The 26,849-nt window shown below is 42.0% G+C and carries 21 protein-coding genes and 4 tRNA genes; 3 read left to right on the top strand and 22 right to left on the bottom strand.

What is annotated here, in order from left to right; translation table 11 throughout:
• Positions 1–179: 179 nt before the first annotated feature.
• The 10 genes from adhE to HXT57_RS01030 all read right to left on the bottom strand — a co-directional run bounded on the left by adhE (position 180) and on the right by HXT57_RS01030 (position 12,730).
• Positions 180–2,885, bottom strand: a complete 2,706-nt coding sequence (gene adhE, locus HXT57_RS01075; RefSeq protein WP_421783606.1) for a bifunctional acetaldehyde-CoA/alcohol dehydrogenase — start codon at positions 2,883–2,885, stop codon at positions 180–182.
• 356 nt (positions 2,886–3,241) lie between these two features.
• Entirely contained in the window at positions 3,242–3,730 is a 489-nt protein-coding gene (rpsI, locus tag HXT57_RS01070) for a 30S ribosomal protein S9 (protein WP_116773822.1), read from the bottom strand.
• A 17-nt stretch (positions 3,731–3,747) separates the two neighbouring features.
• The gene (rplM, locus tag HXT57_RS01065; protein ID WP_012913824.1) at positions 3,748–4,197 is read right to left on the bottom strand and encodes a 50S ribosomal protein L13; all 450 of its coding nucleotides are present in this window, start codon (positions 4,195–4,197) and stop codon (positions 3,748–3,750) included.
• Between the two features lie 260 nt (positions 4,198–4,457).
• Positions 4,458–6,632 (bottom strand): 4-alpha-glucanotransferase, encoded by a 2,175-nt coding sequence (malQ, locus tag HXT57_RS01060; protein WP_102703343.1) that lies wholly within the window; start codon positions 6,630–6,632, stop codon positions 4,458–4,460.
• Between the two features lie 8 nt (positions 6,633–6,640).
• Positions 6,641–7,267, bottom strand: coding sequence for a hypothetical protein (locus HXT57_RS01055; protein WP_004109701.1), 627 nt, complete (start codon positions 7,265–7,267; stop codon positions 6,641–6,643).
• 10 nt (positions 7,268–7,277) lie between these two features.
• The gene (locus HXT57_RS01050; RefSeq protein WP_103013790.1) at positions 7,278–7,946 is read right to left on the bottom strand and encodes a YigZ family protein; all 669 of its coding nucleotides are present in this window, start codon (positions 7,944–7,946) and stop codon (positions 7,278–7,280) included.
• A gap of 16 nt (positions 7,947–7,962) precedes the next feature.
• Positions 7,963–8,256, bottom strand: a complete 294-nt coding sequence (locus HXT57_RS01045) for a metal-sensitive transcriptional regulator (protein WP_004109707.1) — start codon at positions 8,254–8,256, stop codon at positions 7,963–7,965.
• Between the two features lie 183 nt (positions 8,257–8,439).
• A complete protein-coding gene (locus tag HXT57_RS01040; protein ID WP_102703341.1) occupies positions 8,440–11,292 on the bottom strand; it encodes a peptidase in 2,853 nt (950 codons plus the stop codon).
• Positions 11,293–11,598: 306 nt separating this feature from the next.
• Positions 11,599–11,685: transfer RNA gene (locus tag HXT57_RS01035), tRNA-Ser, on the bottom strand.
• Positions 11,686–11,797: 112 nt separating this feature from the next.
• Positions 11,798–12,730: an EamA family transporter gene (locus tag HXT57_RS01030; RefSeq protein WP_004105538.1), complete on the bottom strand. Its 933-nt coding sequence runs from the start codon at positions 12,728–12,730 to the stop codon at positions 11,798–11,800.
• 109 nt (positions 12,731–12,839) lie between these two features.
• On the opposite strand from HXT57_RS01030, the gene dinB reads away from it, so the two are divergent.
• Positions 12,840–14,150: a DNA polymerase IV gene (gene dinB / locus HXT57_RS01025; RefSeq protein WP_064621618.1), complete on the top strand. Its 1,311-nt coding sequence runs from the start codon at positions 12,840–12,842 to the stop codon at positions 14,148–14,150.
• A gap of 34 nt (positions 14,151–14,184) precedes the next feature.
• Here dinB and fdxA read toward each other — a convergent pair whose 3' ends face one another.
• From fdxA to HXT57_RS00975, 10 genes are all read right to left on the bottom strand, one after another.
• Complete coding sequence (fdxA, locus tag HXT57_RS01020; RefSeq protein WP_004109733.1) at positions 14,185–14,517, bottom strand: ferredoxin; 333 nt, start codon at positions 14,515–14,517, stop codon at positions 14,185–14,187.
• A 122-nt stretch (positions 14,518–14,639) separates the two neighbouring features.
• Complete coding sequence (locus HXT57_RS01015) at positions 14,640–16,271, bottom strand: amino acid permease (RefSeq protein WP_116431935.1); 1,632 nt, start codon at positions 16,269–16,271, stop codon at positions 14,640–14,642.
• A gap of 290 nt (positions 16,272–16,561) precedes the next feature.
• A complete protein-coding gene (locus HXT57_RS01010) occupies positions 16,562–17,833 on the bottom strand; it encodes an FAD-binding protein (RefSeq protein WP_421783603.1) in 1,272 nt (423 codons plus the stop codon).
• A 124-nt stretch (positions 17,834–17,957) separates the two neighbouring features.
• A complete protein-coding gene (gene rpmG, locus HXT57_RS01005) occupies positions 17,958–18,128 on the bottom strand; it encodes a 50S ribosomal protein L33 (RefSeq protein ID WP_004105548.1) in 171 nt (56 codons plus the stop codon).
• A 53-nt stretch (positions 18,129–18,181) separates the two neighbouring features.
• A tRNA-Met gene (locus HXT57_RS01000) sits at positions 18,182–18,255 on the bottom strand.
• Between the two features lie 4 nt (positions 18,256–18,259).
• Positions 18,260–18,331: transfer RNA gene (locus HXT57_RS00995), tRNA-Thr, on the bottom strand.
• A gap of 1 nt (position 18,332) precedes the next feature.
• Positions 18,333–18,414 (bottom strand) — tRNA-Tyr (locus HXT57_RS00990).
• A gap of 110 nt (positions 18,415–18,524) precedes the next feature.
• The gene (gene hisC, locus HXT57_RS00985; RefSeq protein WP_076002616.1) at positions 18,525–19,622 is read right to left on the bottom strand and encodes a histidinol-phosphate transaminase; all 1,098 of its coding nucleotides are present in this window, start codon (positions 19,620–19,622) and stop codon (positions 18,525–18,527) included.
• Between the two features lie 193 nt (positions 19,623–19,815).
• On the bottom strand, positions 19,816–20,109 hold the full coding sequence (groES, locus tag HXT57_RS00980; RefSeq protein ID WP_004114319.1) for a co-chaperone GroES: 294 nt from the start codon (positions 20,107–20,109) through the stop codon (positions 19,816–19,818).
• Between the two features lie 172 nt (positions 20,110–20,281).
• On the bottom strand, positions 20,282–21,364 hold the full coding sequence (locus HXT57_RS00975) for a hypothetical protein (protein WP_421783601.1): 1,083 nt from the start codon (positions 21,362–21,364) through the stop codon (positions 20,282–20,284).
• Positions 21,365–21,673: 309 nt separating this feature from the next.
• On the opposite strand from HXT57_RS00975, the gene HXT57_RS00970 reads away from it, so the two are divergent.
• Together HXT57_RS00970 and HXT57_RS00965 are read left to right on the top strand one after the other, a co-directional pair.
• Positions 21,674–21,850, top strand: coding sequence for an FmdB family zinc ribbon protein (locus HXT57_RS00970; RefSeq protein WP_004574103.1), 177 nt, complete (start codon positions 21,674–21,676; stop codon positions 21,848–21,850).
• A gap of 112 nt (positions 21,851–21,962) precedes the next feature.
• Positions 21,963–22,742, top strand: coding sequence for an SAF domain-containing protein (locus HXT57_RS00965; protein WP_421783599.1), 780 nt, complete (start codon positions 21,963–21,965; stop codon positions 22,740–22,742).
• 131 nt (positions 22,743–22,873) lie between these two features.
• Here the strand turns inward: HXT57_RS00965 and HXT57_RS00960 are convergent, their stop codons facing one another.
• Positions 22,874–23,077, bottom strand: coding sequence for a hypothetical protein (locus tag HXT57_RS00960; RefSeq protein ID WP_004109746.1), 204 nt, complete (start codon positions 23,075–23,077; stop codon positions 22,874–22,876).
• Positions 23,074–26,832 carry a helicase gene (locus HXT57_RS00955; RefSeq protein WP_421783597.1) on the bottom strand — a complete coding sequence of 1,253 codons (3,759 nt, stop codon included), beginning with the start codon at positions 26,830–26,832 and terminating at the stop codon, positions 23,074–23,076. Before HXT57_RS00955 ends, HXT57_RS00960 begins: the two co-directional genes overlap by 4 nt.
• Positions 26,833–26,849: the final 17 nt, after the last annotated feature.

Raw genomic sequence — 26,849 nt, 5'->3', positions numbered from 1 at the left:
TTTGCTTCCGCGCTCGCTTTTTTTAATTACAATATGCGAGCCTTAAAACAGGCAACTAAGTAATTAAACCATCAACCTTCGATTATTAAAAACCGGGCGTGTCGGCTATTTTCCAACAAAAAATGGCAGAAACTACAATTAGTTGAGCTTCTGCCATTATTAACTAGATATGCAAATAATTACGCCGCTTCACGCTCCAAGCGCATGCGATGGCCTTCTCCTTGAGAAACACCATAATATGCAGCAATAGCAATATCCTTCATATCCTCAATTTGCGGAATACGAGGATTTGCAGGCGCACACTGATCTTCGTAAGCACGCATGCCAATATTGTCAAGTATCGACCAGTAGTACGCTTCGTCTACGCCACAAGCCTTAAACGAAGCGTCCATTCCAAGCTTTTCATTTCGATACTCTTCAACAGCACGAGCAAGATTTTCAACGCCTTCTTCAGGAGTTTTACCAGGATCTACACCAAGATTCTTAGCGATCTCCTGATACCTCTCAAGAGCAATATAGCGGTTGTACTTTGGCCAGCTAGTTGGCTCTTGCGGAATTTGACCGTTATAGCGAATAACGTAAGGCAGCAAAATTGCGTTCGTATGACCGTGTACAACGTGGCACAAAGCACCAATAGTATGAGCCATAGCGTGGCACATTCCTAAGAATGCAGAACCAAACGCCATTCCAGCCATAGTAGCTGCATTATGCATTTTTTCTTTTGCTTCAATCTTGCGCTGAGAATCTTCACAATTCACAGAATCGTTGAGATTTTCCCAAATAAGTTTCGAAGCGTGCAAAGCCATAGCATCCGTAAAATCATTTGCGTAAACAGAAACATAAGCTTCCATAGCATGAGTTAAAGCATCAAAACCAGAATCGCACGCCAATCGACGCGGCTGAGTACGAGCCAAAACAGGATCGACTATTGCGACCGTTGGAGTCAAAGCGTAATCCGTAATAGGATACTTGTATCCAGTCTTGTGATCTGTAATAACAGCGTAAGGCGTAACTTCAGAACCAGTTCCGGAAGAAGTTGGTATGCAAATAAGCTTAGCTTTGCTACCAAGAGGCGGAATCTTAAATGCGCGCTTACGAATATCGAAGAACTTTTCTCGCAAATCAGCGAAAGAAATCTCCGGATGCTCGTACATAAGCCACATAATCTTAGAAGCATCCATTGGAGAACCGCCACCAACAGCAATAATTGTGTCTGGCTGGAATTCGTCACGCATCATTGCTGCGCCACGCTCAACTGTTTCAACGCTTGGCTCAGGCTCAACATAATCAATAATACGGAAGCTAACGCGATTATCTCGAGCACGAAGCTGATCAACAATCTTATCGACTACGCCAAGCTGCTCCATAACTTTATCGCACACAATAACTGCGCGCTCAACGCCATACATATCCCTCAAATAACGAATAGCATTCGGCTCAAAATAAGTTTTAGCCGGAATCTTGAACCATTGCATATTATTATTCCTTCGTGCAATACGCTTAATATTAAGAAGATTTATAGCTTGTACGTTGCCAGAAACGGAATTTCCACCATAAGATCCGCATCCAAGAGTAAGCGAAGGAGCAATCGCGTTGTAAATGTCTCCAACGCCACCAAGAGATCCAGGAGAATTCCAAACAATTCTGCAAGCATGCATACGAACACCATATTCGCGCACAAGATCTTGATTATTTGTGTGAATTACAGCAGTGTGACCAGCTCCATGCACAAGCATCTGTTCACACATCTTGAAGCCTTGTTCCTTATTTTCTGCGCGAAGCATTGCGTGTACAGGAGCGAGCTTTTCCATAGTAAGCGGCTCCATTTCGCCAACTTCTTTGCACTCTGCAACCAAAATCACAGCATCTTCTGGAATTTCAAATCCAGCTTCGTGCGCAATATATTGCGGAGACTTACCAGGAACAACAGAATTAAGTTTTGGCGTATTTCCAGAATATGCAGTGCATCCAAACATATATTGTTCAAGTTTAGCTTTTTCGTCAGCGTTAACAAAATATGCTTTCCTGCGCTTCAATTCGCGAAGCAATGGCTCATATACATCCTTATGCGCAATAATTGCTTGCTCTGTTGCACAAATCATTCCGTAATCAAAATGCTTTGAAAGAATCAAATCGTTTGCAGCACGCACAATATCAACATCACTATCGACATATGCAGGAGCATTTCCAGCACCAACACCAAGAGCAGGTTTTCCTGAAGAATACGCCGCCTTAACCATTCCAGGACCGCCTGTTGCAAGAATAGTTGCGATCTTTGGATGTTTCATCAATGCACCAGTAGCTTCAATTGAAGGATGCTCAATCCACTGAATGCAATCTTTTGGCGCGCCTGCAGCCACAGCAGCATCGCGAACAATTCGAGCTGCTTCAGAAGAGCACTTTTGCGCGAAAGGATGGAATCCAAAAATAATTGGGCAACGAGTCTTAAGTGCAATAAGCGACTTAAAAATAGCTGTAGAAGTTGGGTTTGTAACTGGAGTGACGCCTGCAACAATACCAACCGGTTCAGCTATTTCGTCAATTCCGAGAACATCGTCCTCGCGAATAATACCAACTGTTTTTTGACCTGCTAGATAATGCGTAATATGTTCGCATGCAAAGATATTTTTTGTAGCTTTATCTTCTACTAAACCACGACCTGTTTCATCAACAGCCATCTTTGCAAGAACCAAATGTTTATTCAACGCTGCCACTGAAGCTTTAGCAACAATATGATCAATTTGCTGCTGATTAAGCTTCTCAAACTCATTCAAAGCGACAGTTGCTTTTTCAACAAGTTTATCAACTTCATTTTGAGCAGCTAACGCAATGTCATCAGCACTAGCAGTTTTGCCAGTTTCGGCTTGGTGTTGTGCCTCAACCATGAGTATCCTCCTCGATAGTTCCACCAGCGGTATCAATAGACTTATGAACAAACTAATTTAGTATTCACCGCTAAATATGTGATACAAGTCACAATTTAGTCTCTTTGCTGTACTTTCGCATCTTTGAAGCGAGTTGCGCTATTTATGAGCGAGCTTTATCCTCTATTGTTCGTTATTTGTTCTTTTTTGTAATGATTTATGTTCGATTAATAGATAAATTTTTCTAGAATGTCAATTTTGACAGATAATTACACACTATTTATAACATTTACTCAACAAATTTAATAAATAATAAAAAATACAAAAATGGCTCCCAGCAAAACCAGGAGCCATTTGTAAATATAAATTCGCGAAACTTAACGCTTCGAGAACTGAGGTGCACGACGTGCCTTGTGCAAACCAGCCTTCTTGCGTTCCACAACGCGAGCGTCACGAGTCAAGAAGCCAGCCTTCTTCAAAGCAACACGGTTTGCATCGCGATCGATAGCATTCAATGCACGAGCAACACCCAAACGAATAGCACCAGCTTGACCAGTGGTACCACCACCGTCAACGAGGACTACAACATCAAACTTGCCTTCAAGCTTGAGCAACACGATTGGTGAATTCACTTCGCGCTGCAACAAACGAGATGGGAAGTACTCCTCCAAAGTGCGACCATTGATAGTCCACTTGCCGGAGCCAGGAACCAAGCGCACGCGGGCAACAGCTTCCTTACGACGACCAGTGCCGTAGCCTGGCTCGATGGTGGAAGTACCAGTACCTGCACCAGCATTGGTTTCAGTGGTGTAGCTAGTCAGTTCTTCTTCGTTCTCAAGAACCGCGGAGTTGTTATTTTCTGCCATATCTATTCTCCTTGATCTCACTTAGCCTGCTGAGAGACCTGAGCGATCTCGAAGACCTGTGGCTTCTGCGAAGTGTGCGGATGCTCAGCTCCGGTGAACACACGAAGACGGTCAAGCTGCACCTTAGCAAGACGATTCTTTGGAAGCATACCCTTAACGGCAGCCATGATAATACGCTTTGGATTCCTTTCCAAAAGCTCTGCATAGCTATCACGACGAAGGCCGCCCGGACGACCAGAGTGGGAATACAGTTCCTTGCTCAACTTGTTGCCAGTCAAAGCAATCTTTTCAGCGTTAATAATAATAACGTGATTGCCAGAATCAGCATGAGGAGCAAACGTTGGCTTATTCTTACCACGCAGCAAGATTGCTACCTGAGAGGCCAAACGACCAAGTACCACGTCAGTGGCATCGATGATGTACCAGTCATGAGTTAAATCTGCTGGTTTCGGTGTGAAAGTCTTCACAATCGTACCTTTTCTCTATTGTGTTTCGAGCGTATATCTTCTTGGTTTATAGAAAATATTTTACTCATAATCCGTGGGCTCCCTGAAAGTCCTCGATGGCGAGTGGGAAAAGCGCTTTGAAGGACCCCTTAGGGAAACACAACAATCTGCAAGTATATCGCCAAGTGGCGACTACTTGCAAATGTATATTTTATATAAGGCTGAGACGAATACAAAACAAATTGCTAAACAAATTGTCAAACAAAATAAATCACAAAATGTTATGCATTCATAATCGCAGAAAGCGACTGCACTCGAGGCAAATCAAACATATTATCCAAGGACACAGGATTGCCTTCACCATCAGCTAATGGAATACGCCAATTCGGATACTCGTCATTCGTTCCAGGCTGATTTTGCACACGACACTCTCCAACTGCATCGACCAAAGAAGCAGCCAACAATCTGGAAGGAGCAGCCTTCAAAGCGCGGTACAATGCTTCAACAATCTCCTGAGTATGAGCATCCTCATCCTCAAGCAACTGAGCATCCAAATAACCACCTTTGACCAACATTCGCATCATAGCGCGATGCTCTGCCTCAGCTCCAGCGCGGAATTCTTCAACAGAACCAGTAAGCAAGTGCAAGCGCTCACGAATATTAACTTGCTCATAGCGCAAATAGCCGGCAGCAGGAGGCAAATCATGCGTATTTACAGATGCAAGCGTCATTTCGCGCCACTTGTCTGGAGTACGGAATTCGCCGTCACGCTCTTCGAACCATTCAACCGTGCAACCAAGCACAGCCTTCTTGCGCAACACTTCCAAAGCATTTGCGGGCAAAACACCCAAATCTTCGCCAACAACTACACCGTGAGCACGAGCGGCTTCAATTGCCAAAATGCCAAGCATAATATCAGCATCGTAGTAAACATAAGCACCGCCACTTGGAGCTGAACCTTCTGGAATCCACCATAAGCGGAAAAGTCCAAGAATATGGTCAATGCGAACAGCACCTGCTGAAGCAAACATTCCATGAACCATATCTCGGTATGTTTTAAAACCAGTCCGCTCAAGCTCAAATGGGTGCAAAGGTGGCTGAGACCAATCTTGACCTTGCTGATTGAAGTAATCAGGTGGAGCGCCAACAGTAGCTCCGTTAGCAAATCTCTCCGGATTCCACCAAACTTCAGATCCTGCAGGATGCACGCCAACAGCCATATCAGACATAATGCCGATTTTCATACCAGCTTTACGTGCAGCAACTTGAGCATCATGCAATTGCGTAAAAGCAACCCACTCAAGCCAACGATAAAACTCAAGAGTATCTGGGAAACGATTAGCTAATTCGCGAACTTGCTCAGAATCCTTAGTAAGAGTTTTCTCCCAGCAATCGTCACCCTTTGGAACACCCCACTTGTCGTAGCACAAGCACCAAGTGGCATAAGATTCAAGCCTGTCACCCATCTCATGCTTAAACTCATTAAAAATGCGAGCGCGATCTTCAGACATACCAGCCTTGAAAATCAGCCACAATGCACGCATTTTTACACGCCACATGGAATCACGGTCTATTATTTGCGCGTCATTGTTAAGCGGCTCAACCTGTCCATGAAGCTTTTCAATTTCTTTGCGAGTTTTATCATTTAACGTTTCGTACTCAGGAATACTTTCTGGGCTAATATACGTTACGTTTACCATTCCTCGAGCAACCGGCAGGTATGGGGATGGAGTAAGCGGAGTTATAGGCTCACCTGCATGCATTGGGTTTATTAACACAAAGTCAGCGCCAGTTTTTTGCTTAGCTTCAGTAAGAAGAGTCGCCAAATCAGCAAAATCACCAACACCCCAAGACTTCGAAGAACGGATTGAGTAAAGTTGTGCCATCCATCCCCAAAGCTGTTCTCCATTGGACTCTAAGGAATTCAGCGTATCAATGCTTTCTGGAGCACTAATAAGTGTTGCTTCTTCTTGTCTCTCACCAACTATCACACGCAATGTGTGATAACCCATTGGCACATCTTCAGGAATTTTTATAAGAGATGTTGCAACAAATTTTCCATTTACAGGGTATGCAACATCATTTTCGTTAGGAACAATAGTTAAATCGCCTTTATATTGTTCACCATTTTCCAATGTCAATGTTGCAACTGGGTATTCTAATATTCCCGTATTAACTGTAACTTCATCACATTTGCCAACAGTGTGCAAAACTGTTGGAGCAACAATACGACCGTGTCGATACGCTAAAACGTCGTTTGTAGATCTTTCTATTGTCTCATTTGTGGAAGCATCTACGCCTAATGCGCCTAAGACAGAAACTAATACGTTATCTTGAATCTCGTGTTTTTGATTATCCGAACCAATAAAACTCACGCCAACGCCCATTAATTCAGCAAGACGGTGTAATGGCTTCATTGCTACTTCTTCATCTGTTGTATTATCCATACGCTCCATTATTCGCGTTAGCAACGACTGCGCGCCGCTGATGATACATCTTCAGATTTATCGTTGCATAGTTCTTGCAGCACATTTTGTGGAACACCAGGATTTAGCGCAACAGCTCTTCGTACCATGGAAGCTAATACAATTGGAGCGTTTTCTTCTGCACTAACACCAAGGGAGGCGAGATATTTCAATGTTTCAGCACTTATGCCATCCGATTGCGCACCCTCTAAACGCATTTTCCAAGAAGCTTTTGGATTGCATAATGCAGCATTTCGAACTGCGTTACATGAATCTTTAGTAAGTCTTCCAACTAACCAATTTTTAGCATTTTTATTTTCAGCAACAGCCAAACGTACTTTATCAGCAGAATCTTCAGAAAGTTTCACTAATATGTTTGGGAAAGGCATTTCTGTAGCTAAATAAATACGGTCTTCTTCTGGAGTATTGATATTACCTGCAACTGCTTCAAGCAAGGAGGTGGCTCTAGAAAATGCCGCTTGGTCTGATCGATCCGGTAATTCTCTCCTAGCAAATTCATGAAGCTCAGCTGAATCTTCGCTATGTCGTAAATGCTCATATACAGCAGTTAAAGGTTCATAAGATGAATCGTCAATAGTGTTTGTTTTTTCATTAGTCTTTTCCATGAAATCACCTTTAACGCTTAGTATCTATCAGCTTATTACTTAGAGTACCATCTGCTTTCGGCACAACGCTTCCAGAAAAAGCATTCTGAACCATATCAAGAAATTCTTGTGATTTTAAAGTTGGAATAGCAATATTAAGAGAAATTTCAGCACCATAAATTTCGTTGTCAATTATACCTTCCATTTGGCTTACAATATGCTGCAACATTCGCAATTGTTGATATTGCAACTTGCAAGTAAAACGAGTGCACGTAATAATATCAACTATTTGCGCAGATTCTACTGCCATACTTGCTGCACGCGCATAAGCTCTGGTTAGACCACCAGCTCCAAGCAAAATACCACCAAAATATCGCGTTACTGTTACTACACAATCTGTTAAATTTGACGATCTAAGTACATCTAATATTGGTTTTCCTGCTGTTCCAGTTGGCTCACCATCGTCACTCATGCGCTCACACAATTGAGCTTTCGACGAGCCACAAATTGCAGCATACGCAACATGGCGAGCTTTAGGATTCTTAAAACGCACTGATTGCATAAATTCCGCAGCATCGTCAAGATTATCAATATGACAAATGCATCCAATAAACTCTGATTTTTTCTCTACGAAAGAAGCCTCGAAAGGCTGCGATTGCAATTGACGAACAGTGTGCAGAATATTATGCGAATTAGTCACTAGATACTACCCAATACTACGCTTTTTCGTAACGCAATAACCTGTCAATGATACCAGAAATATCTTCCATTGCTGCATCGGCACCTTCTTCGGTACCAATTTTTACAGATTCATGTATTTCTTTATTGACATGTTCCCTTGCCACTATCACTGCTAAAGAATGTAAAGCAGCAGTTGCAGCAGAAAGCTGCATAAGAACATCTTGACACTTCGCATCGTTTTCAATCATAGTATTGACTGCTGCAAGCTGACCTTGTACTCGATGCATGCGTACTATCAGTTTTTCTTTATCAATATCATAATTCTTCATCGTTACTCCGATTTATCAATTACACAACCACATAAAGGTTATAACATCATATATAAATTAATACAATAAATCGTTGTATCTATATTATGCATCATCGTATTATTTATTGCAAAATGACGCGTTAATCTACTTCAAAAAAATCTCAATAGACTAACGCGCCAAATATTCTACATTAAAAATGCGCTATTTCACTAACCGACGCCTCATTGGAGGAATCCCGCCATGTCGCGCTCCACCAGACATTCTCCCATGCTTAGGAACTATAGATGAAAAACGACCTAACGATAAACCTGAAGCAAAGGTTAACGTAATAACAGCCAGAAGTATCACAGTTACTGAAGAAGCACCAGTAACAGCAAGCGATGTTGGAATTGTATTACTTCGATTAACATAATTCTTATTAGCATTTTCGTTGCTATTTGTGCTGTCGTGTTGATTGGAAGCATTATCATTCACATCATTTTTCGAATCAGTTGAATCATCACTGCTAGCCGTTTCATCACTGCCAGTTTTACTATGATTTTCTTCTACATTTTCTTTGTTTTCTTTATTATTCTCCTCATTTTCATCATTCTTAGAACGATCCTCGCCGCCGGAAACTTGCACAGTCTCTCCTTCTACACCCAATGCGTGAGTTGCTAAAGGATTACCCTGAGCATCGTAAACTTCAGCTTTCCAATAAACAGTTCCTTCATGATCTAATGTAATATCTGCAGAACTTACAGAAATAGAAGACTTTTTACTTTCTTCAGCTTGTTTATTTGTAATATTTACGCGAGATTGAGGCATTTTTTTCTCAATTTCAGCAGATATTACAGTTTCCTTAGTCTCTTTAGTTTCCTTAGCTTCCTTAGCTTCCTTAATCTCCTTAGTTTCAGAATCACTGCCCTTCTTAGCATCACCATTCTTAGCATCGCTACATTTAGCTCCACTAGAATCACTCTTATTCCCCTTACCATCTTCATACTCGTATGCACTAAACACTACGTAACTTCCTTTTGGCAACGTGCCAGTAATACGAGCATTATCGTGAAACTTTTCACCAGCCTTAACTTTTTCATCGCTTACTCTAGTTGTAACAGATACAGGGGTAGTTAAAACATCCGGTTCAACTAAGGCACGGCTCCACAATCCGTCATACGCGGATTTATGAGCTAAAGCGCGTGAAGAACCAGGAAAATCATAAACAAACACATACCATCCTGACTCACTATTTTTATTAGCGCGAATATGCACGTTATTTTCCAAAACTTTCGGCTCAGTAGTAGACCTATCAGTTCCAGCAATAGGTCTAAGCGTAATATTTCCGTTGCCAATCTTGTACACGCCATTAACTGCAGGAACATCCCACTTTGCAATCAAACGATGATGACTATCTTCTTTTGGCTCTTGATAAGACGGCTCGCCTTTAGATCCCGGCATATAATTTTCGTTGTCTTTTTTAGTAGGATTTTCGCTACCTGCACCAGCCCACCAAACGCGAATATGCGCTTTTTTATCTTCATTAAAGCCGTAACTGTTATTTCCCTTAAAAGATCCGTAAGTTTCAGGAAGACCTCTTACAGTAATCTCATTAACAATTTCCGTATTAAGCCCAACAGTTTGCTGCTTAGCAACAATATCTGAGCTCACGGTTGCTTGATGAACAGCCGTAGTGTCTGTAGAACCAAATAGCTGCACAACATCATCTTTCAGAAACTCTCGGTCAGATTTATTCTGAGAATCGCGAGAAATAATCCAAACCCATGTGCCAAACAAACCTGCTTCTAAATCATTTACTTTATAAGCTTCTGCTTTATCAAGATCAGATGATGTAATATCGCCATTAGCGCGTTTTGCTACTGCAGTTATAGTTTCGCCAGAATTAGAGAAATTAGCTTTAGCCGCAGCAACTTGGCGCAAATTAGGCATAGAACGCATGCGATTCAAGTACTCTTTAGCAGATTCACCACTATTTCGCTGTTGAATATGCAAAATATCTTCAGCTGAACCTACAAAATAGTAGCCTTGCGCGCGAAGACGAACATTTTCTGGCCAAGAATCATTTCCTGCAACACTGCTAGTTACAGTACTATCTACCTGCTCTCCTGCACGCAGCTCATGCTTTGATATTTTCGACTTAAGTAACGGCTGGAAAGTTTTTTCTACACCAAAAGAAAAATCTTGCGGATACCATGTATTTTCAAAAGATCTAATCACATCTTGACCATCTGGAGAGAATAAACGTTCAGCTTTTGGAGCGTTAAAAGAAACTTCAATTCGAGCGTTTCCAGCATCAAGTGCGTTCCAAGTAATATCTAAACCTTCTTTTTTAGATTTTCCTTCAAAAGACTCAGATCCGTTAGCAAATTTAATAAGATTATTTGAGGATTTTACTTTAATAGGTACTCCTCCTAAAGAATCTCCATTAGAATTTTGCAGACTAATATGCATTACGCCAATGCGCTTGCCCTTAGTGTAATCATTTTTTAGCACAGCCTTAACCGGAGTTTCTTTAACACCCTGCTGCCACAACTTATCTGCCTTATTCCTTAAAGTTTCTGTTTCAACGTCTACAAATCCGTTTTCAACAGCCTCCTTCCATCTATCTTGATTAATATCAAAATGATTATGAATCATAAACGCCAAAGCAGCCTGAGTTAAATCATCGTCATTGTTGTTGTGCGTTTTAATAATATTTGCAGCAATACGATAATCTTCACCATTCATCTGCTTAATATTGCCTTTGTAATCTATAAACACGGAAGATTCCATGCAAAAAATAGAATTCTTTCTACCCTCCCACTTATCCGTAACAGGACCGAGCCTTAGCCTTGCAATCTTTTCGCTTAGCCATTCAACAGTATTCGACTTTTTGTAATAATAACCCGTTAATTTATCGACAGATCCCATAGCAATTTGCGAACAAAGCACCGAAGGAACTAGTACTGCGGAAGTAAACAATGCCAACATTTTGCGAATATTTTTTTGTTTCATGAGGTTTCGCAATTTATTCGCACAACTAAAATTAGTATGCTTCCCCAAATATGTTTCCATAAAAATCTCCTTTAACCCAACCCTTAATGCAATAGCGAATTATGAGAATAATTTTCTATTTGCATTGAACACTAGAGTAAGCGCTCATGACATCAACTATGACTTTAGAAAAGATTTGCGTAAATATTTTTTTAGTATTGTGGTTAAAAGGTAGTATTTGGATAAAAGTTATGCACAAATCCACAATTTTGCTTAAATCTCTTGCCTAAATTTTTGCCGTTTACCCGCCGCTTACCCAATTTTTTCATGTGGAGATTTTTAAAAAACAAAAACTCCGGACTGCAAAAAGCAATCCGGAGTAATCCGCGGAGTCAGAGAGATTCGAACTCTCGAGCCGCTTACACGACTAACACCTTAGCAGGGTGCCCCTATCGGCCACTCAGGCATGACTCCACTTGTTTACTGTACATAACAGCAACAGATTGACACTATAGCACCTCTTAAGGACTGTAAACAAGCTTGGCGACACACTTTAAGATAACATTTAATATAACAATATCCAGTGCTACACAGGATTGTGATCTCCAGAAAACGTTACAACTACAGCAAACATAACAAGAATTATTCCTGCAATATCAGTCAATGTTGGAATTTCACCAAATCCCATTCCAATAATAACCGCGATTGCAGGATACAACGCTTGCATAACAGAGTATTTTGCAGAAGTAACACGTTTCAATAAAACCTGATCAAGCAAAGTTGGGAAGAAAGAAGCACATATTGCAATAACCAACATTAACGCAAGTAAAGCAAAAGAACCACCAGGGCGAGCAGCCCAAGTAGCTTCTGGTTTAGGCGAAATAACATGCTGCACTGCAGGAACAGCAAGAACAACAGATTGCAACAGCCAACCAATAAGAGCTGCAACACTTACACGATCAATAGCGTGCGAACTTTTTGCCAACATGCGACCTGAAACAATATATAGGCCCCACATTGAACCGCCAACAAGAATGGCGAATAACCCAATTAGAAAATGCGGGCTTACTGAACTATGTATAGAAGCGCTAGCTAACAGCATAATGCCACAAACAGCAATCACAATTCCCACACGCTCTCGCCATTCATGACCTGTAATAACAGCTACAAGCAAGGGACCTATGAATTCTATAGTTACCGCAACACCAACAGCCATGCAACTAATAGCAACATAGAACATAGTGTTCATAGCAACTAACGACACGCCAACAGCTGCAACAATCCCCCATTCTCGTAGCGTTTTTGGCAAAAGACTACGTTTGCTGCGAGAAAATGGTCTTCTCCAAGCCAAAAGCAACAATGTCATAAATCCTACGCGATACCACACTGCATACAGAGGATCCAATTGGCTAAAAGCTACTTTTGCAACAGAAGTTGCTGTATACACCATTGAAGCCTCAATGACGATAATAAGCAGCACAGGCATGCGATGTAAAAGATTGACGACAAATTGCTTCATAGCAACAACCCTACATGAATATTGATTCGACATACGCTTTTTTACAAAAACATTAGTTTAATCCACAAATTTTTTCCATAAAATCGAACGTTTGTTCTATTATAAACTTATGAGTACAGCACCGAGAGTACAAGCAGCGAAACGTGATTGGGGGCACGACACCTCAGGTTGTAACATACTTCATGTCGACATGGATGCATTTTATGCTTCTTTAGAAGTTGCAAGACACCCGGAGCTTAAAGGAAAGCCGCTTATTATCGGCACAGGCAATCGCGCTGTTGTTTCTGCAGCAAGCTACGAAGCGCGCGCTTACGGCGTTAATTCCGCTATGCCCGTTGTTAAAGCTAGAAATCTTTGTCCACAAGGAGTTTTCTTGCCAGTTGACATTCCTTACTATTCAAGCGTTTCCAAAAGTATTTTTGAAAATATTTTTTTGCATATTACTAATCAAGTTGAAAAAGTTTCTGTTGACGAATGCTATATGAATGTTAAATCGGCTTTATTACAGTGGAAATCGCCTGTAAATATTGGAACTTGGGTACGAAAAGAAGTATTTGAAAAGTATCATATTACATGCTCGGTTGGCATTGCCAGCAATAAACTTATTGCAAAGATGGCTTCAACTAACGCAAAACCTAACGGAATGCTTCTTATTCCGCAAAAATGTAATGAAGATTTTGTGTCAATAATGCCATTGCGCGCAATACCAGGAATTGGCTCATCTTTAATACATAAGCTTGAGGATTGGGGCTTATCTACTGTTGCGTCGCTTAAAAATGTTGACGAAGCAACGCTTACTCGCATAACGGGTTCGCAAATCTTAGCAAGAATGATATATCAATCAGTTAGGGGCATAGACGAGCGCACTGTGACTGCACATGCCCCTGAAAAATCCATTGGAACTGAGCGAACTCTTGATACAGATACCACGAACGAGAATGCTGTTAAACAATTACTACAGCAATGCTGCAGCGAAGTAACTCAACAGTTGCGAAACAGAAAACTTATGGCACGCACTATAACGTTAAAACTACGCTTTGGCGACTTGCATTATGTTACTAGATCTTCTACTTTGCAAAACGCAACTGATTCAACACACGAGTTTTACGAGCATGTCGTTGTTTTGCTTTCTAAAGCTAATCCAACTGTGCATAATTACATTCTTGGAGGCAATAACACAAAGCTTTTAAGCCCAGTTCGTTTAGCTGGTGTTACAGCGAATAATCTTGTGCCAGCAAACAAAGTTTCACTTCAGCCTTCTCTAAACGATATTCTGGAGGAAAATACTCGCGAATCTAAAAATCCTACACAAAACATCATGTCCACAATGAATAAAAATACTAGATTGCGTCACGCAGAACACGCTTTAGATGCCGTTCGCAAAAAATACGGCAACAACGCTGCCCACATTGGATTGTAAACTCGCGCCACATTAAATAATACTTTGCAAATAATTAATTACTTGCTTTATCTGAACGCGGAGGCAAGGCTGCAACGCGAGCTTCATCCCATCCGGAAGCTCCAGCATCTGTAGCTCCTCCCAAATCTCCGAGCTTGTCGAAATAATCAACCGCAGCATCGCGATACCACTCCCAGTCTTCTGGCAAATCATCTTCATAAAAAATAGCTTCTACTGGGCAAGCCGGTTCACAAGCTCCACAATCCACACACTCGTTTGGGTTAATATAAAGCGTTCGATCGCCTTCATAAATGCAGTCTACAGGGCATTCATCTACACACGCTTTATCTTTTACATCAACGCAAGGCTCTGCGATTACATATGGCATAACGCCCTCCTTTCTGCTTTTATGCAACTTTTCTATTATAGAACATTTTTGAAAAGTCTATGACACAAAAAGTCGGCATGCGATATAACCGTATGCCGACTTCTTGCTAAATAAATAATTTATTAATTTTGACTATCTTGCGAGGCCGCAGCAGTCGCCTCAGCTTGAGCTTCTGCACGAGCCTGCTCCTCTGTTTCTCCTTCAGCTACCTTCTCTGCAGCAGCAGCATCTTGAGCAAACAAAGTTTCAACCGGAACACCGAGCTGCTTAGCTTTACGCAACTGCCTGCCAAGCAAAGAATTGCGGTAAGAGTAGCCGAAGTATACCGCAAAGCCTATTGCCAGCCACACTGCAAAACGAATCCAAGTCAATACAGACAAGTTAAGCATGAGCCAGAATGTAGAAAGCGCTGCAAACAGCGGAAGCCATGGATTGCCAGGAACGCTAAATGAACGGTGCAAATCTGGTCTGCGCATACGCATAATCGGCACACCAGCAGAAACAAGCAGGAATGCAGAAAGCGTACCAATGTTCACCATGTCGGAAAGAATGCCAATATCGAGAGTGGAAGCAACGACTGCCACAACAATACCAGCAACAATCTGAAGTCTTGCAGGAATACCACGCTTGCTTACCTTAGAGAAGCTACGTGGAAGCAAGCCATCGCGGCTCACAGCGAAGATAATGCGCGTAAGACCGAGCAAAAGCACCATCACAACGGTTGTTAAACCAATAACAATACCGAGGGAAATAATCTTTGCAGCCCAAGTAGCACCCACAAGTTCGAAACTTGTAGAAAGCGAAGGAGCGGCTTGCTTTGCCAAATCCTTGTAGGAAACCATACCAGTTGTTACGACTGCGACGAGGATGTAAAGAACAGTAACAATAAACAATCCAAGACCAATGCCTCGTGGAATGTTCTTGTGCGGATCCTTAGTTTCTTCTGCTGTTGTTGCAACAACATCAAAACCGATGAATGCGAAGAACACGAGAGCCGCGCCGGAAAGAATACCTGGAACGCCATAAACAGCTGGCTGCATGCCTGTTACCCACTGCCACAAAGGTTGTGCCATAACCCCAGAGACTTCTATTCCCTTTACACTTGCAGCGTCGGTTGCAGGTGGCACAAATGGCGTAAAGTTGGAAGCTTTAATGTAGAAGAAGCCCACAACAACCACGAATAGAACGATACCAATCTTCAAGATTGTTAAAGCGCCGTCGAAGCGTGCAGAAAGCTTAGTTCCAAGGACAAGCATAGTTGTAAAGAATGCAACGATTATGATTGGAGCAACATCAATAGTGAAACCACCTAAGTTAAAAGTCGTGGTCATATTCAAACCGAAAAGCTTCATTAAATCGTTAAGATAAACGCCCCAATACTTTGAAATTACTGAGCCAGCCATCAGCATTTCCAGGATCATATCCCAGCCAATAATCCAAGCAATAAGCTCACCAACTGTAGTATATGTAAACGTATAAGCAGATCCAGCAACTGGAATCATAGATGCAAATTCCGCATAGCACATTGCAGCAGAACCGCATACAATGCCTGCAATAATAAAGCTAATAATTACAGCAGGACCAGCATGGAATGCTGCAGCCTGAGCGCCGACAGAGAAAATACCGGCACCAACAGCGACAGCAACACCCATAACTGCCAAATCCCAAGCATTTAATGTACGTTTAAGATGGCGTTCACCATCCATAGTCTCAGCGATAGTCTGTTCAACAGACTTTTTTCTCCATATTTGCATAATAAACGCACTTTCGTTGAGGTATAGGTATAAAGGTATGCCGCAATCAGAAGCGCATCAACAAATTTGCGAAACAGTTGCGACTTCACCTATATAAAATTTCTACTTACTTTTCTTTATTTATTCCTGTAAATGTAATTAAATAAAAAATTTATATAGATAATGTAGGTAAATATTACACAAAACATTGCTTACACGGTAGTTTTACCGTGTGTTCCTTTATTATTTGTGAAAATTTAAATAATAAACTTATATATTACTGCATAAAACGCATCATATTCGTAAAATTTTCAGTTTATAGAAATATTTATTACAACAGGTTCAGGAATAAGCGTTACACCAAACTTACTTTGCACACCACGGATAATAGTTTTTGCCAAATTTGCAATATCTTCACAAGAAGCATTATTACGATTGGTAAGTGCCAAAGTATGCAATGAAGAAAGCCCCGCAGGCGAAGGTTTCCCATTTTCTATAAGCCTAAAACCCTTATGGAATCCAGCATGGTCAATAAGCCAAGCTGCAGAAGTTTTTATACCATGCGATCCATCTTGCATAATTGCATCAAATTTAGGAGCATCTTCTGGCAAAGTATCGGCTTCACTAGTACTAAGCATTGGATTCATAAAGAAACTACCGCAACTATGACGATCACTGTAAATATTATCGCCCTCTAAAAATTCGCCAGTAACATAGTCTTCACTTTGCAATCGCAAAGCAAATTCAACACCTTCAGCACACTTTGTACCACGCATCCACGGCTTATCGTAACGAGAAGCATCCTCAAGCATGCCTTTAGAGGCACGAACGCGCAAAACTTCACGACGTATTGCTGCTGTTTGCATGCGCTCACCCAATTCTACGTGCAAAGCATTAGCTAATTGCGAATGAGAGACAACGCCGGTTGAATTATGTTTCAAACAAAAAGTAACAGACAGCACAACGTAACGAGGAGTAGGAAAATACGAGTCCGCAGGAACTCCTACTGAAGAGTACATGCTTTTTTTAAGCAATGAAGTGCGATACCCAAAATTTAAAGCATCCTTCTGCAGCTCTATAGTTGATTTTGTTTTGCGGTCCCAGACTTCTACGGAAGTAACACTTTGAGATACTTCTTGACCATAAGCGCCAATATTTTGCACAACAGAAGCCCCAACAGTGCCTGGTATGCCAGAAAGACCTTCTACACCCTCTAAGCCAAGAGAAATCGTATGGGAAACAAAATCATCCCAATTACAACCAGCTTCAGCATTGATATGCACTAAATGAGCACCACTTTGCAAATCAATGCCATCTTCTGAAGGTGCTGCTTCATCAAGCACATGAATATCACGTCTAGCATCTCGCACAACAACGCCATTGAAATTCTCATCGCTAACAAGCATATTAGAGCCGCCACCGATAACGCATAAAGGCAGACCAAGCTCATCAGCATCTTCTACCGCTTCAATAACAGCAACGCGACTTTTTGGCTCTATAAAACGCGCAATTTTGCCACCTACGCCAACAGTTGTTATATCTGCAAAGGATGGATTACTTACTAAAGATGCTTGCATACTCATGGTTTAAATATTAACAGCAATAAATAACAAAAACCCCGCATTAAGCGGGGTAATAAGCATAAAATCTGCGCAACCAGCAATAAGCTTAAACAAGCCAAAATCGTGAGCGCAGTAAGCTGAAGATTCAGCGAGTCTCGCGATGAAGCGTATGCTTGCCGCAGCGTGGGCAGAACTTGTTCAACTCAAGACGATCAGGCGTATTGCGACGATTCTTCGTCGTGATGTAATTACGCTCTTTGCACTCCGTGCATGCCATCGTAATGCCCGGACGGATGTCGGCGCTCTTGCTTGCCATTTCGTTCACCTCTACAATTCATTATTGGCCAGCCAGTCTCCTACTGGCCGTTGTAGCGAGGAAGAGACTCGAACTCTTGACCTTACGATTATGAGTCGTACGCTCTAGCCAGCTGAGCTACCCCGCCAGAGAGCCTCGAGTGAGAATCGGACTCACGACCTCTTCCTTACCAAGGAAGTGCTCTACCACTGAGCTATCGAGGCGTGGCGGGTAGTGGATTCGAACCACTGAAGCACGAAGCGGCTGATTTACAGTCAGCTCCCTTTGACCACTTGGGAAACCCGCCAGCAGTCTCCGTAAGAAGTGAACTTCAAACGGCAACTTTGTTATTTTGCCACGAAATCGCGACTAATGCAAGATTAAGACACGCCGAAAGCAAAACTTTTATGCAAAAAGCTAGTTATTTAGCGAAAAACCTTCTTTTTTTAAATTTTCGCAAACTGTCAAAACCCTGTCATTAGCCTCGCGCTCGCCGATACTAATGCGAATACCTTCACCAGCAAAAGCGCGAACAGACAATCCTGCAGCAATAAAATGTTCTGTTGCACGCTCGGTATCTGCCCCAAATGGCATCCAGAAGAAGTTTGCATACGCATCTTCAATATTCCAACCTTGCTCGCGCAAAGCTTCAAGAATGCGCTCACGCTCAGCAACAAGAGATGCAACACGAGTACTCATCTCCTTGCTTGCGTCATCTTCCAAAGAAGCCAAAGCTGCGACCTGCGCTATTTGAGACACTCCAAATGGCACAGCAACTTTACGCATACCGTCTACGACTTCAGCCGGAGCAATACCATAACCAATGCGCAAACCTGCCAATCCATAAGCCTTGGAGAACGTTTGAGCAACAACTACATTTGGATACTCATGGTACAGTTTTATGCCATTTGCAGTGCCTTTTGCTGTGTTAAACTGCACATAAGCTTCGTCAATAAGTACGAGAACGTCGCTTGGCACAGCATCTAATACCTTGCGAGCTTCCTCCTCGCTAAGCGAAGCAGAAGTTGGATTATTAGGATTATTCAAAATAACCAAACGCGTGCGATCGCTAATAGCTGCAATCATAGCGTCAACATCATGGGAACCATCAGCACGATTAGGAATCTGAACGCTTGTAGCACCAGCTCCAGTCACAATAATCGGATAAGCTTCAAAGCTTCTCCAAGGATATATGACCTCATCTCCCGGACCTGCAACTAAATCAACAAGCTGCGTAATAACTTCCGTAGAGCCGCAACCAAGCACTACTTCGTCTGCAGTCACACCAAAACGCTTAGCAAGTTCTTCAACAACTTCTGTGCCACGCATATTAGGATAACGGTTTATTACATTAAGAGCGCGATTTGAGATCGCTTCTTTTACGCTTTGCAAAGGCTCATAAGGATTTTCGTTACTAGAAATCTTATACGCACGAATGCCGTCTAATTTAGGAGCTGGCTTACCCTGCTTGTAGCTAGGAATTGTATCTACAATATTGCGGTGTTTGTATGTCATACTTCTCCATCATACTCTACACATGCCTTAACTGTGCAATAGTAAAAATCCGACCAAAACCTTACAACCGCGTAAAGTTTCTGCCGCCTATCCAAATATTCCACAGACATTCTTACGTACCGCAATAAAAAACGCTGGGAACAACGTTTCCGTCATTTCCAGCGTAAGTTTTATTGTTTCAACCGGCTAAATACTAGCCAAGAATTGCAAGCACATCACGAGAAGACACGATTAAGTAGTCCTCACCTTCATAATGCACTTCAGTTCCGCCGTACTTGGAATAAAGAACCTTGTCTCCAACCTTAACATCCATAGGAATGCGCTCGCCCTTATCGTCGCGACGACCAGGACCTACGGCAAGAACTTCACCCTGCTGTGGCTTTTCCTTGGCATTATCTGGAATATACAAGCCAGAAGCAGTCTGAGTTTCCGCTTGAGCTTGCTTAACAATAATCTTATCCTCCAACGGTGTGAGCTTAATCGACACTGTTGCCACCCCTTTCATAAGAGATACTATTTCGTACGCAAGAAACAATCCGACGAGGCTGACGATCACGTCCGCAACCGCACTTACGTTCTATGCCTCATAATACCGCGAATTTAGCACTCTAACAACTCGAGTGCTAATCTTTTAAGAAAATTTTTAGAAAACTCTTAAATCATGCATTTCGACGAGCAAGAACATCATGCAAATTTGCCACGCCGAGTGAGTCTTCAGAACTCTCTGGGGCATCCACTTCGCTCACTTTTTCTTTTTCGTGGAACTGAGAAGAGTTTGTAGCAGCAAAATTAGCAGCGTCATCGGCATTATCAACATTAGCAACTGGTACAGCTTTAACTACTTGCTTAGTTGACTTAATTTCCAAACTTTCTGGAGTACGAGATGCTAAATTAGCATTACCTGAATCAGACTTAGTTTGTGAATCAAGCGAGAACGAAATTAAATCTTGATTAGACTGATAGTTTTGCTCCGAAGCCACAAAAGCGTTAGAAGAATCGTATGCGTCTTTATTTTCCGCCTCAACGATATTAGACTCTTTAGATTCAGATTCTTCTTTATACAAACGCTCACGCAACGCTGCATTGCGCTCTTGCTCCGCACGATGTAACGCAACACGAATTTCGCTCTGCTCCATAACCGAAGTTTCAGTATTGTCACGAGACGCATCATTTCGAACAGGCACTACAGTCTGAGATACAGAATATTCAGCACTGTCGTTTTGAGAAATCGCATCACTACTGTTGATTTCTCCATTAAAATCAGAATCAGATGCAGAAGAATAATCTTTCAACTGGCATATAACAGCACTATTGTGGCGTTCGCACAGCTCATCCTCAGCTTTGCATTTCGAAGCAGCGCGCATTGTTGCAATACGCGCCTCCCAAGCACGAGCATGCTTAGAAGCACGAGCTCCAAAATAAAGCACTACTGCCAATATAGCTCCAGGAATAAGAGCAAAAACTGGAGAAAATATACCAGAGCATCCTGCTAAGAATACAACAAAAGTCAAGGCAGCAAGCGCAACTACCAACACACAACGGCGGCGTATTGCAGCACGCCTAGCAGCGCGAATGCGCGCAATATATTCAGGAGTTAATGTTCGTTTTTGTTGTGTCGGTTGCATACAAGCCCCTTTTGCCAACATACTAGTACCGTCGCAAATGCGCGCAGTACTCCACTCACCTACAAGATGAAGTGTTGGTGAAAACCTATCCTCGCGATGTTCAAGCATAGACTTCATGCCGTTAACCGTGCGTTTAGGCAACCACCCGAACCATAAGGCTACGAGGATGACTAATACGAGTACCGCACTCACCGATTCATAACCCATAACTATTAATATAAAGAAGTCATAGGATGTGTAGCAACATAAACATTTCGGCGTGTCGCCAAAATGTGGGATTATTGCGCGCGACATCACACAATATGCTGTGCCGCAATCATTCACTAAGCAAATTTAACACCTATAATAACTGTCATAGTATGTACTAGGATATGTGAAGGAACAGTAAGTTTCTACTTACGTGCTCGTGTAACTTCGGAGGGACTTTTGCCTACTTATCATTATCGTTGCAAGCAATGCGGATACGATTTTTCAGAACATCAATCATTTTCAGATGACCCTATTACCATTTGCCCTCAGTGCGGAAAAGATGCAGTGCACAAAGTGTACTCTGCTCCTCCAATCAACTTTAAAGGCAAAGGCTTTTATCGGACCGATAAATGATTTTGTAAAATTATAAATATTAATTATTGTTTAAATATTGCGCGCTAATAGGTTTTATCCACAGCGCGCAATTTTTCTTGCTCTTGCATTTTTTATATTTCAAAATGCAGGTATGAGCATAAATTTTTCTTTATTTAAATCTCAAAATAACGCAAAAAATAGTGCGTTATTGCAGCGAAGACAACGCGCTTTCGTGCGGAAAATCATTATTGTGCTATGTGCTGGAATGATGGCTTTACTCGTTGTGTCAACTATTATTGACTCACAAGAAACTCAAGTTATAGCAGTAGCTAAACACAATATTCAGCAAGGTTCACGCATTAGCGTAAACGATATTGCATACGTTCGAGTGCCTAAGCATAAAGTATTTAATCAAGCGCTATCTAATAATATAAGCGCGAATGCTTCTATTATTGCAACATGCGAAATACGTAAAGGCATGCCAATTTTGCAAACACTATTGAGTAAAATTCCGCGCATTCCAGAAGGATTCACTTCTATTACCATTCATTTAGCTAGTGCAGATCACACACTGCTTCCTGGCGAAAAAATTGATCTAGCTTTTAGCAAGCCGGTACAAGATGAAGAAATTTCTAACTCTAAAAATGCAGAAAGTCACAACAGCGAAAAATCTAAAAGCAGCACTGTAGAAAATAACGATAAAAACAAAAACCAGGATATTGAAGAAAACAATATTTCAGAAATTGATGAACACTATGTTAGCGTAGTTCATAATGTTACGGTAATGCAAATAACTCAAAGCACCCAAGTTTCACAAAATCAGCAAAATACTACCACTCTTGCTATGCCTGCTGCAGATGCGTTGCGATTATTACAAGCTCAGTCTGCAAACCCCTCTTTGGCAATTGTTGCCATGAAATTGTCACAATGAGATTGCCGTCATGGAATACGTACACGATTAGTAGAAATCAGCGGTAATTATTAGCAATTAGCGATAATGACCAGTCAGCAACAAGCAGCAACAAGAATAAATCATTCTGCTACTTCTCGCGTATTTCAAGCTCAACTAATACGCTCGGAAAACACCGCCCAGTGAGGCGGCAATTCGCTTAAAATACGATTATCGTCGTCTTGATTACGCTGTTGCAAAGTAAGCTCGTCAGAAGGCTCGAGTTTAACGCCATCTGCATCAAAAAGCTCCGAGCCTTCACGAACAACCCTAACTGACCTGCGGGGAGATCTTCTATTGGGATCGTATTTACTCATTCGTTGTCACCATACAATTCCCCGAGACGAGAAACAACACGATCAACCTCTTTTTCAGGATTGACAAAAGCTCCAACGCTCCACACTGTCATAACTGACCAGCCCAAGGACTCCAAATCCTGAATAATCATGCGATGACGTTCACGAGTTGATTGCACGCTCATAAATTGCGCATCATCCGTAAGCACAGCAACAGCAAATGACTTGTCCGCAAGTCCAACTACTAGAGGAATTCTAACGCCATTATCGAAGCCATAGTTGACTGCAACTTTTAATCCACGCGAGCGAATACGCTCAGCTAAATCAGTAAATAGCACATTTCTTTGTGCAGCTTCTGCAGCAATTTGCGCTTCAACATCGTTGGCATCTTCTGGACGAAGCGGCTTATCACTTAACTTCTCAGCCCATTGCAAAAGGTTCTTCAAAAGCTTTGGACCATCTTGGTGCAAACGCTCATCTTCCATATCTTTAGATGTAAACGCACTAACAATATCTAGATGACGACGAGCTAGAGCCAAAGCGTCAAGAAGCATACTGCTTCCACCTTCTTCTTCAAGCAATCCAAACTGCTGAAGAAGTCTGCCATGAGATGTTTTTGCATAGCAAAGCGACATAATTACATCTGTTGCTATTGCTCCAGAAGCTTCATTAACGCCCAAAAGTCTCACATGTCGCAAGAATCTAGCCATGTTTTCGTCTTTAATAGACAAAGACTTCAACTCTGCTCCCAAACGACTGCGGAACACGTTTGTCAACGTAACTACGACAAGCACATAGCTTGAAGGAACAACCGTAAACGTATTCGCACGCTGACGAATAAGCTCAACTACTTCATCAATTTCACGCTGGCTGCTTTCAATAAGCCCAGAAGACATTACTGGAACTCCAGTTGCTTCAATTTGATGCAAACGAACTTTACCTTGCAAACGCTCAACAGGAACGTCGTGACGCAACTTTCCGTAACCATGTTCTTCCAAGAATCGCGCTAAACGAAGCGAGCGCCTTGTTGCTCTAGAAACTACTGTTACAGATGGTAGTAATGAAATAAGCGAACGCAAACTTTCAGAACTTACTGTTTGCTTATGCGCTAAAACTACTACTTGACGAGCACGAGACAAAACAGATAGCAACTCAATATTTGATATATGAGATGCCGAATCAATTATTACAGTATCTGCAATAGGTCTCAACGGAGTCATCATAGTAAGAGTAGATGGCATAGCTACAAGTATTGGTTTCGCAGCCAACACAAGTTCCGCATAATTGCGCAATAATTTATTAAAAGTAATTCCAGAACGGTTTCCTGCAAGCATAGTATGTAACTGATTAGCTTCTTGCGTGTGCGAGAACAATAAATCGCACAAATGCCTCATAGCTTCTTGCTGAACCATTGGACCGATTGAACGCACATGTTCTGTATCAACTTGCACGAATCGATCAGAGACATCTTGCATTGCGGAGCCATCTTGGTGAGAAATAATTGCAGAAGAATTAACGATATCTTCAAAAACAGTAGTCCACCAAGCCAATTGCAACTCACCGTCAATTGCATTACCCGTAACGTTGCGACGACGCAAATCGCTAACTAAATCAGATAAGCCCGCTTTGCTGAACTCACGCTCCAAATTGCAACGACCAGGGAGAGTATCTAGAGATGCTCTGTCGTCATGCAAATCTTGCAAACGAGCTTCAAGCTGCGCAAATTCAATATTTTCAAGATCTGCGCCCTTAAGAGTTGTTGCTAACACTGCATCAAGAGCAACTAAATGCCTTGCTAATAATTCTTGAGTATTTACAATATCATCCAATTTTGGAGGCAAAACAGGCCATCCGCCGTGAGGCACGAAAGTACGCCACTGAGCTGCTTGCTGCGCAACAATCTTTAATGCCTCATGCAAATCATCGACTTTAGCTCCAACTCTTAGCAAGCTGCGCGCTTCTCGAACATGATGTCTACGTTCCCAGAAGCCCATAATTGTGCCTTCGGCTTTACGCTGAACTTTCGGCTTACTCGCTTCAATCATTGCATCTAAATCGCGCTCAAAAATTTCAGGCTGGAATACGTCAAGTACACGTCGCAAATTTTTGAGAACTGTAACTTGACGACTCCACTCACGAGCTGTTGTTGGCACAGGGAAACCACAGCTTTGCACAGTGCTTTTAACTTGTTCTCGAGTTGCTGGAAGAAGCTTAAGAAGCACGTCTACAACACGCTGATATACAGATATAGCTTCATTTTCGTCAAATATCGACGCGCCAAACCAAGGAGTATCTTCAGGATTTATCCTAAACTCTCCAAGTTCATCGGCTTGGTGGAATTTCTTCGACCACTCTTCAATATGACCGGTCATGGCGTGCGCTGCGGAAACATCTAAACGCACATGCGTAGACGGATGGGTTGGAAACATTGCAATTGCTGCAAGATTCTGGATTGTTTGATATGCAGATACTCCCCAAGTTTCGTTGATACCATGAAGATCGCCTAAATAACGAGTAAGGCGAGAACGCACTCCAACCAACTCATCTGCAACCTGCTCAAATCGTGAAGTCGCAATACTATGTCTAGCACCAACTGCTGCAATCAACTGCGCATCGACATGCTTAGCAATATGACCATCCGCAACGTCTAATGCTAATGAGGAAATTTCATGCGTATTCAACGTGTAACGGAAACGCCTCTGCTGCTCAACAACATTAGGCACATACAACACAGAACGTCCTGCAATCACAGAACGAGAAGCAATCGCAGCAGCAATCGCAGCTGAATCTGAGCCCGAATCAATATCCACGAACAGAGAATTTCCAGAAGCAACAAGATCCGCTGCATAACGCACAACGTTATCTACTTCACCAACTTCGCATTCGCTATGAGGATCTGCGTCGAAAGGACTATATTCTAGCTTATTTGCAGACTGAAGCTTATGAATAGCTCGATCATCGCCAGCCATAGCGTCAATCATCGCATTTCCAACATTGCCAGATTGCAAAGCGTTAATAATTTGTTCACTTTCTGCTACAAAACGCGAACCAGCATCTGTAAAGCAGCCAAGTATAATATCGCGCTCAATATCAAAATCTGTAAAAGCTGATCGAGCTTGCTTACAAATAGCATCAAACACTACAGAAGTTTCTGGCGTTCCACTTTCATATTGAGATCCGTCGAATAAAACATCTTCCCTAAGTTGAACACCACGCTCACTTAAACGCGACACAAGCGAATTGTTCAGCCCAACACTTCCAGAGAAATAAATAGTGGCGGAGGTCTCATCTTGATTAGTGTCACGAACAACTTTCACAGGATACGTAAGAACAGGCACATGGTTGCCATTCCACGATGCAACACCAACTATTAAAGAAAGTTCGGAAACGCCACTTTCGTGTGCTTTTGCGTCTCTATCTTCAAAAACTCGATCTAGCCTTCGCCCAGCAGCCCGCAACATTCCAGCGTCTCGGAATAAAGATTTTAATGTTACTTTTCCGCTTGCAAAAAGTTGCGCAATTCCGGAAGGATGAGCATGCGTCAACTCTAATTGTGCAGCAAGTTGCGTTATATCTTCTAGTGGAGAAGGAGATAGCTGAGCCTGATATTGCTGCTTCCACCCAACTATATGTTGTAAAGCGTTAGTACGAGCGCTGTTGGTATTGTTAGAGCCAGATTTTTCTAAAGAATCATCTTCTGACGTAGTATTTTCAACTACTGTATCAGTAAAAACTTGCTCTGACGAATCCTGCTCCACGTTGTTTGTATCACTCATATTCCCACCCTACTTGC

Origin of the sequence: Gardnerella sp. KA00771 (assembly GCF_049244045.1) — a bacterium.
Lineage (GTDB): Bacteria > Actinomycetota > Actinomycetes > Actinomycetales > Bifidobacteriaceae > Bifidobacterium > Bifidobacterium swidsinskii.
The sequence above is the reverse complement of the archived record's forward strand: the minus strand, read 5'-3'. Positions and strand labels throughout refer to the sequence as shown.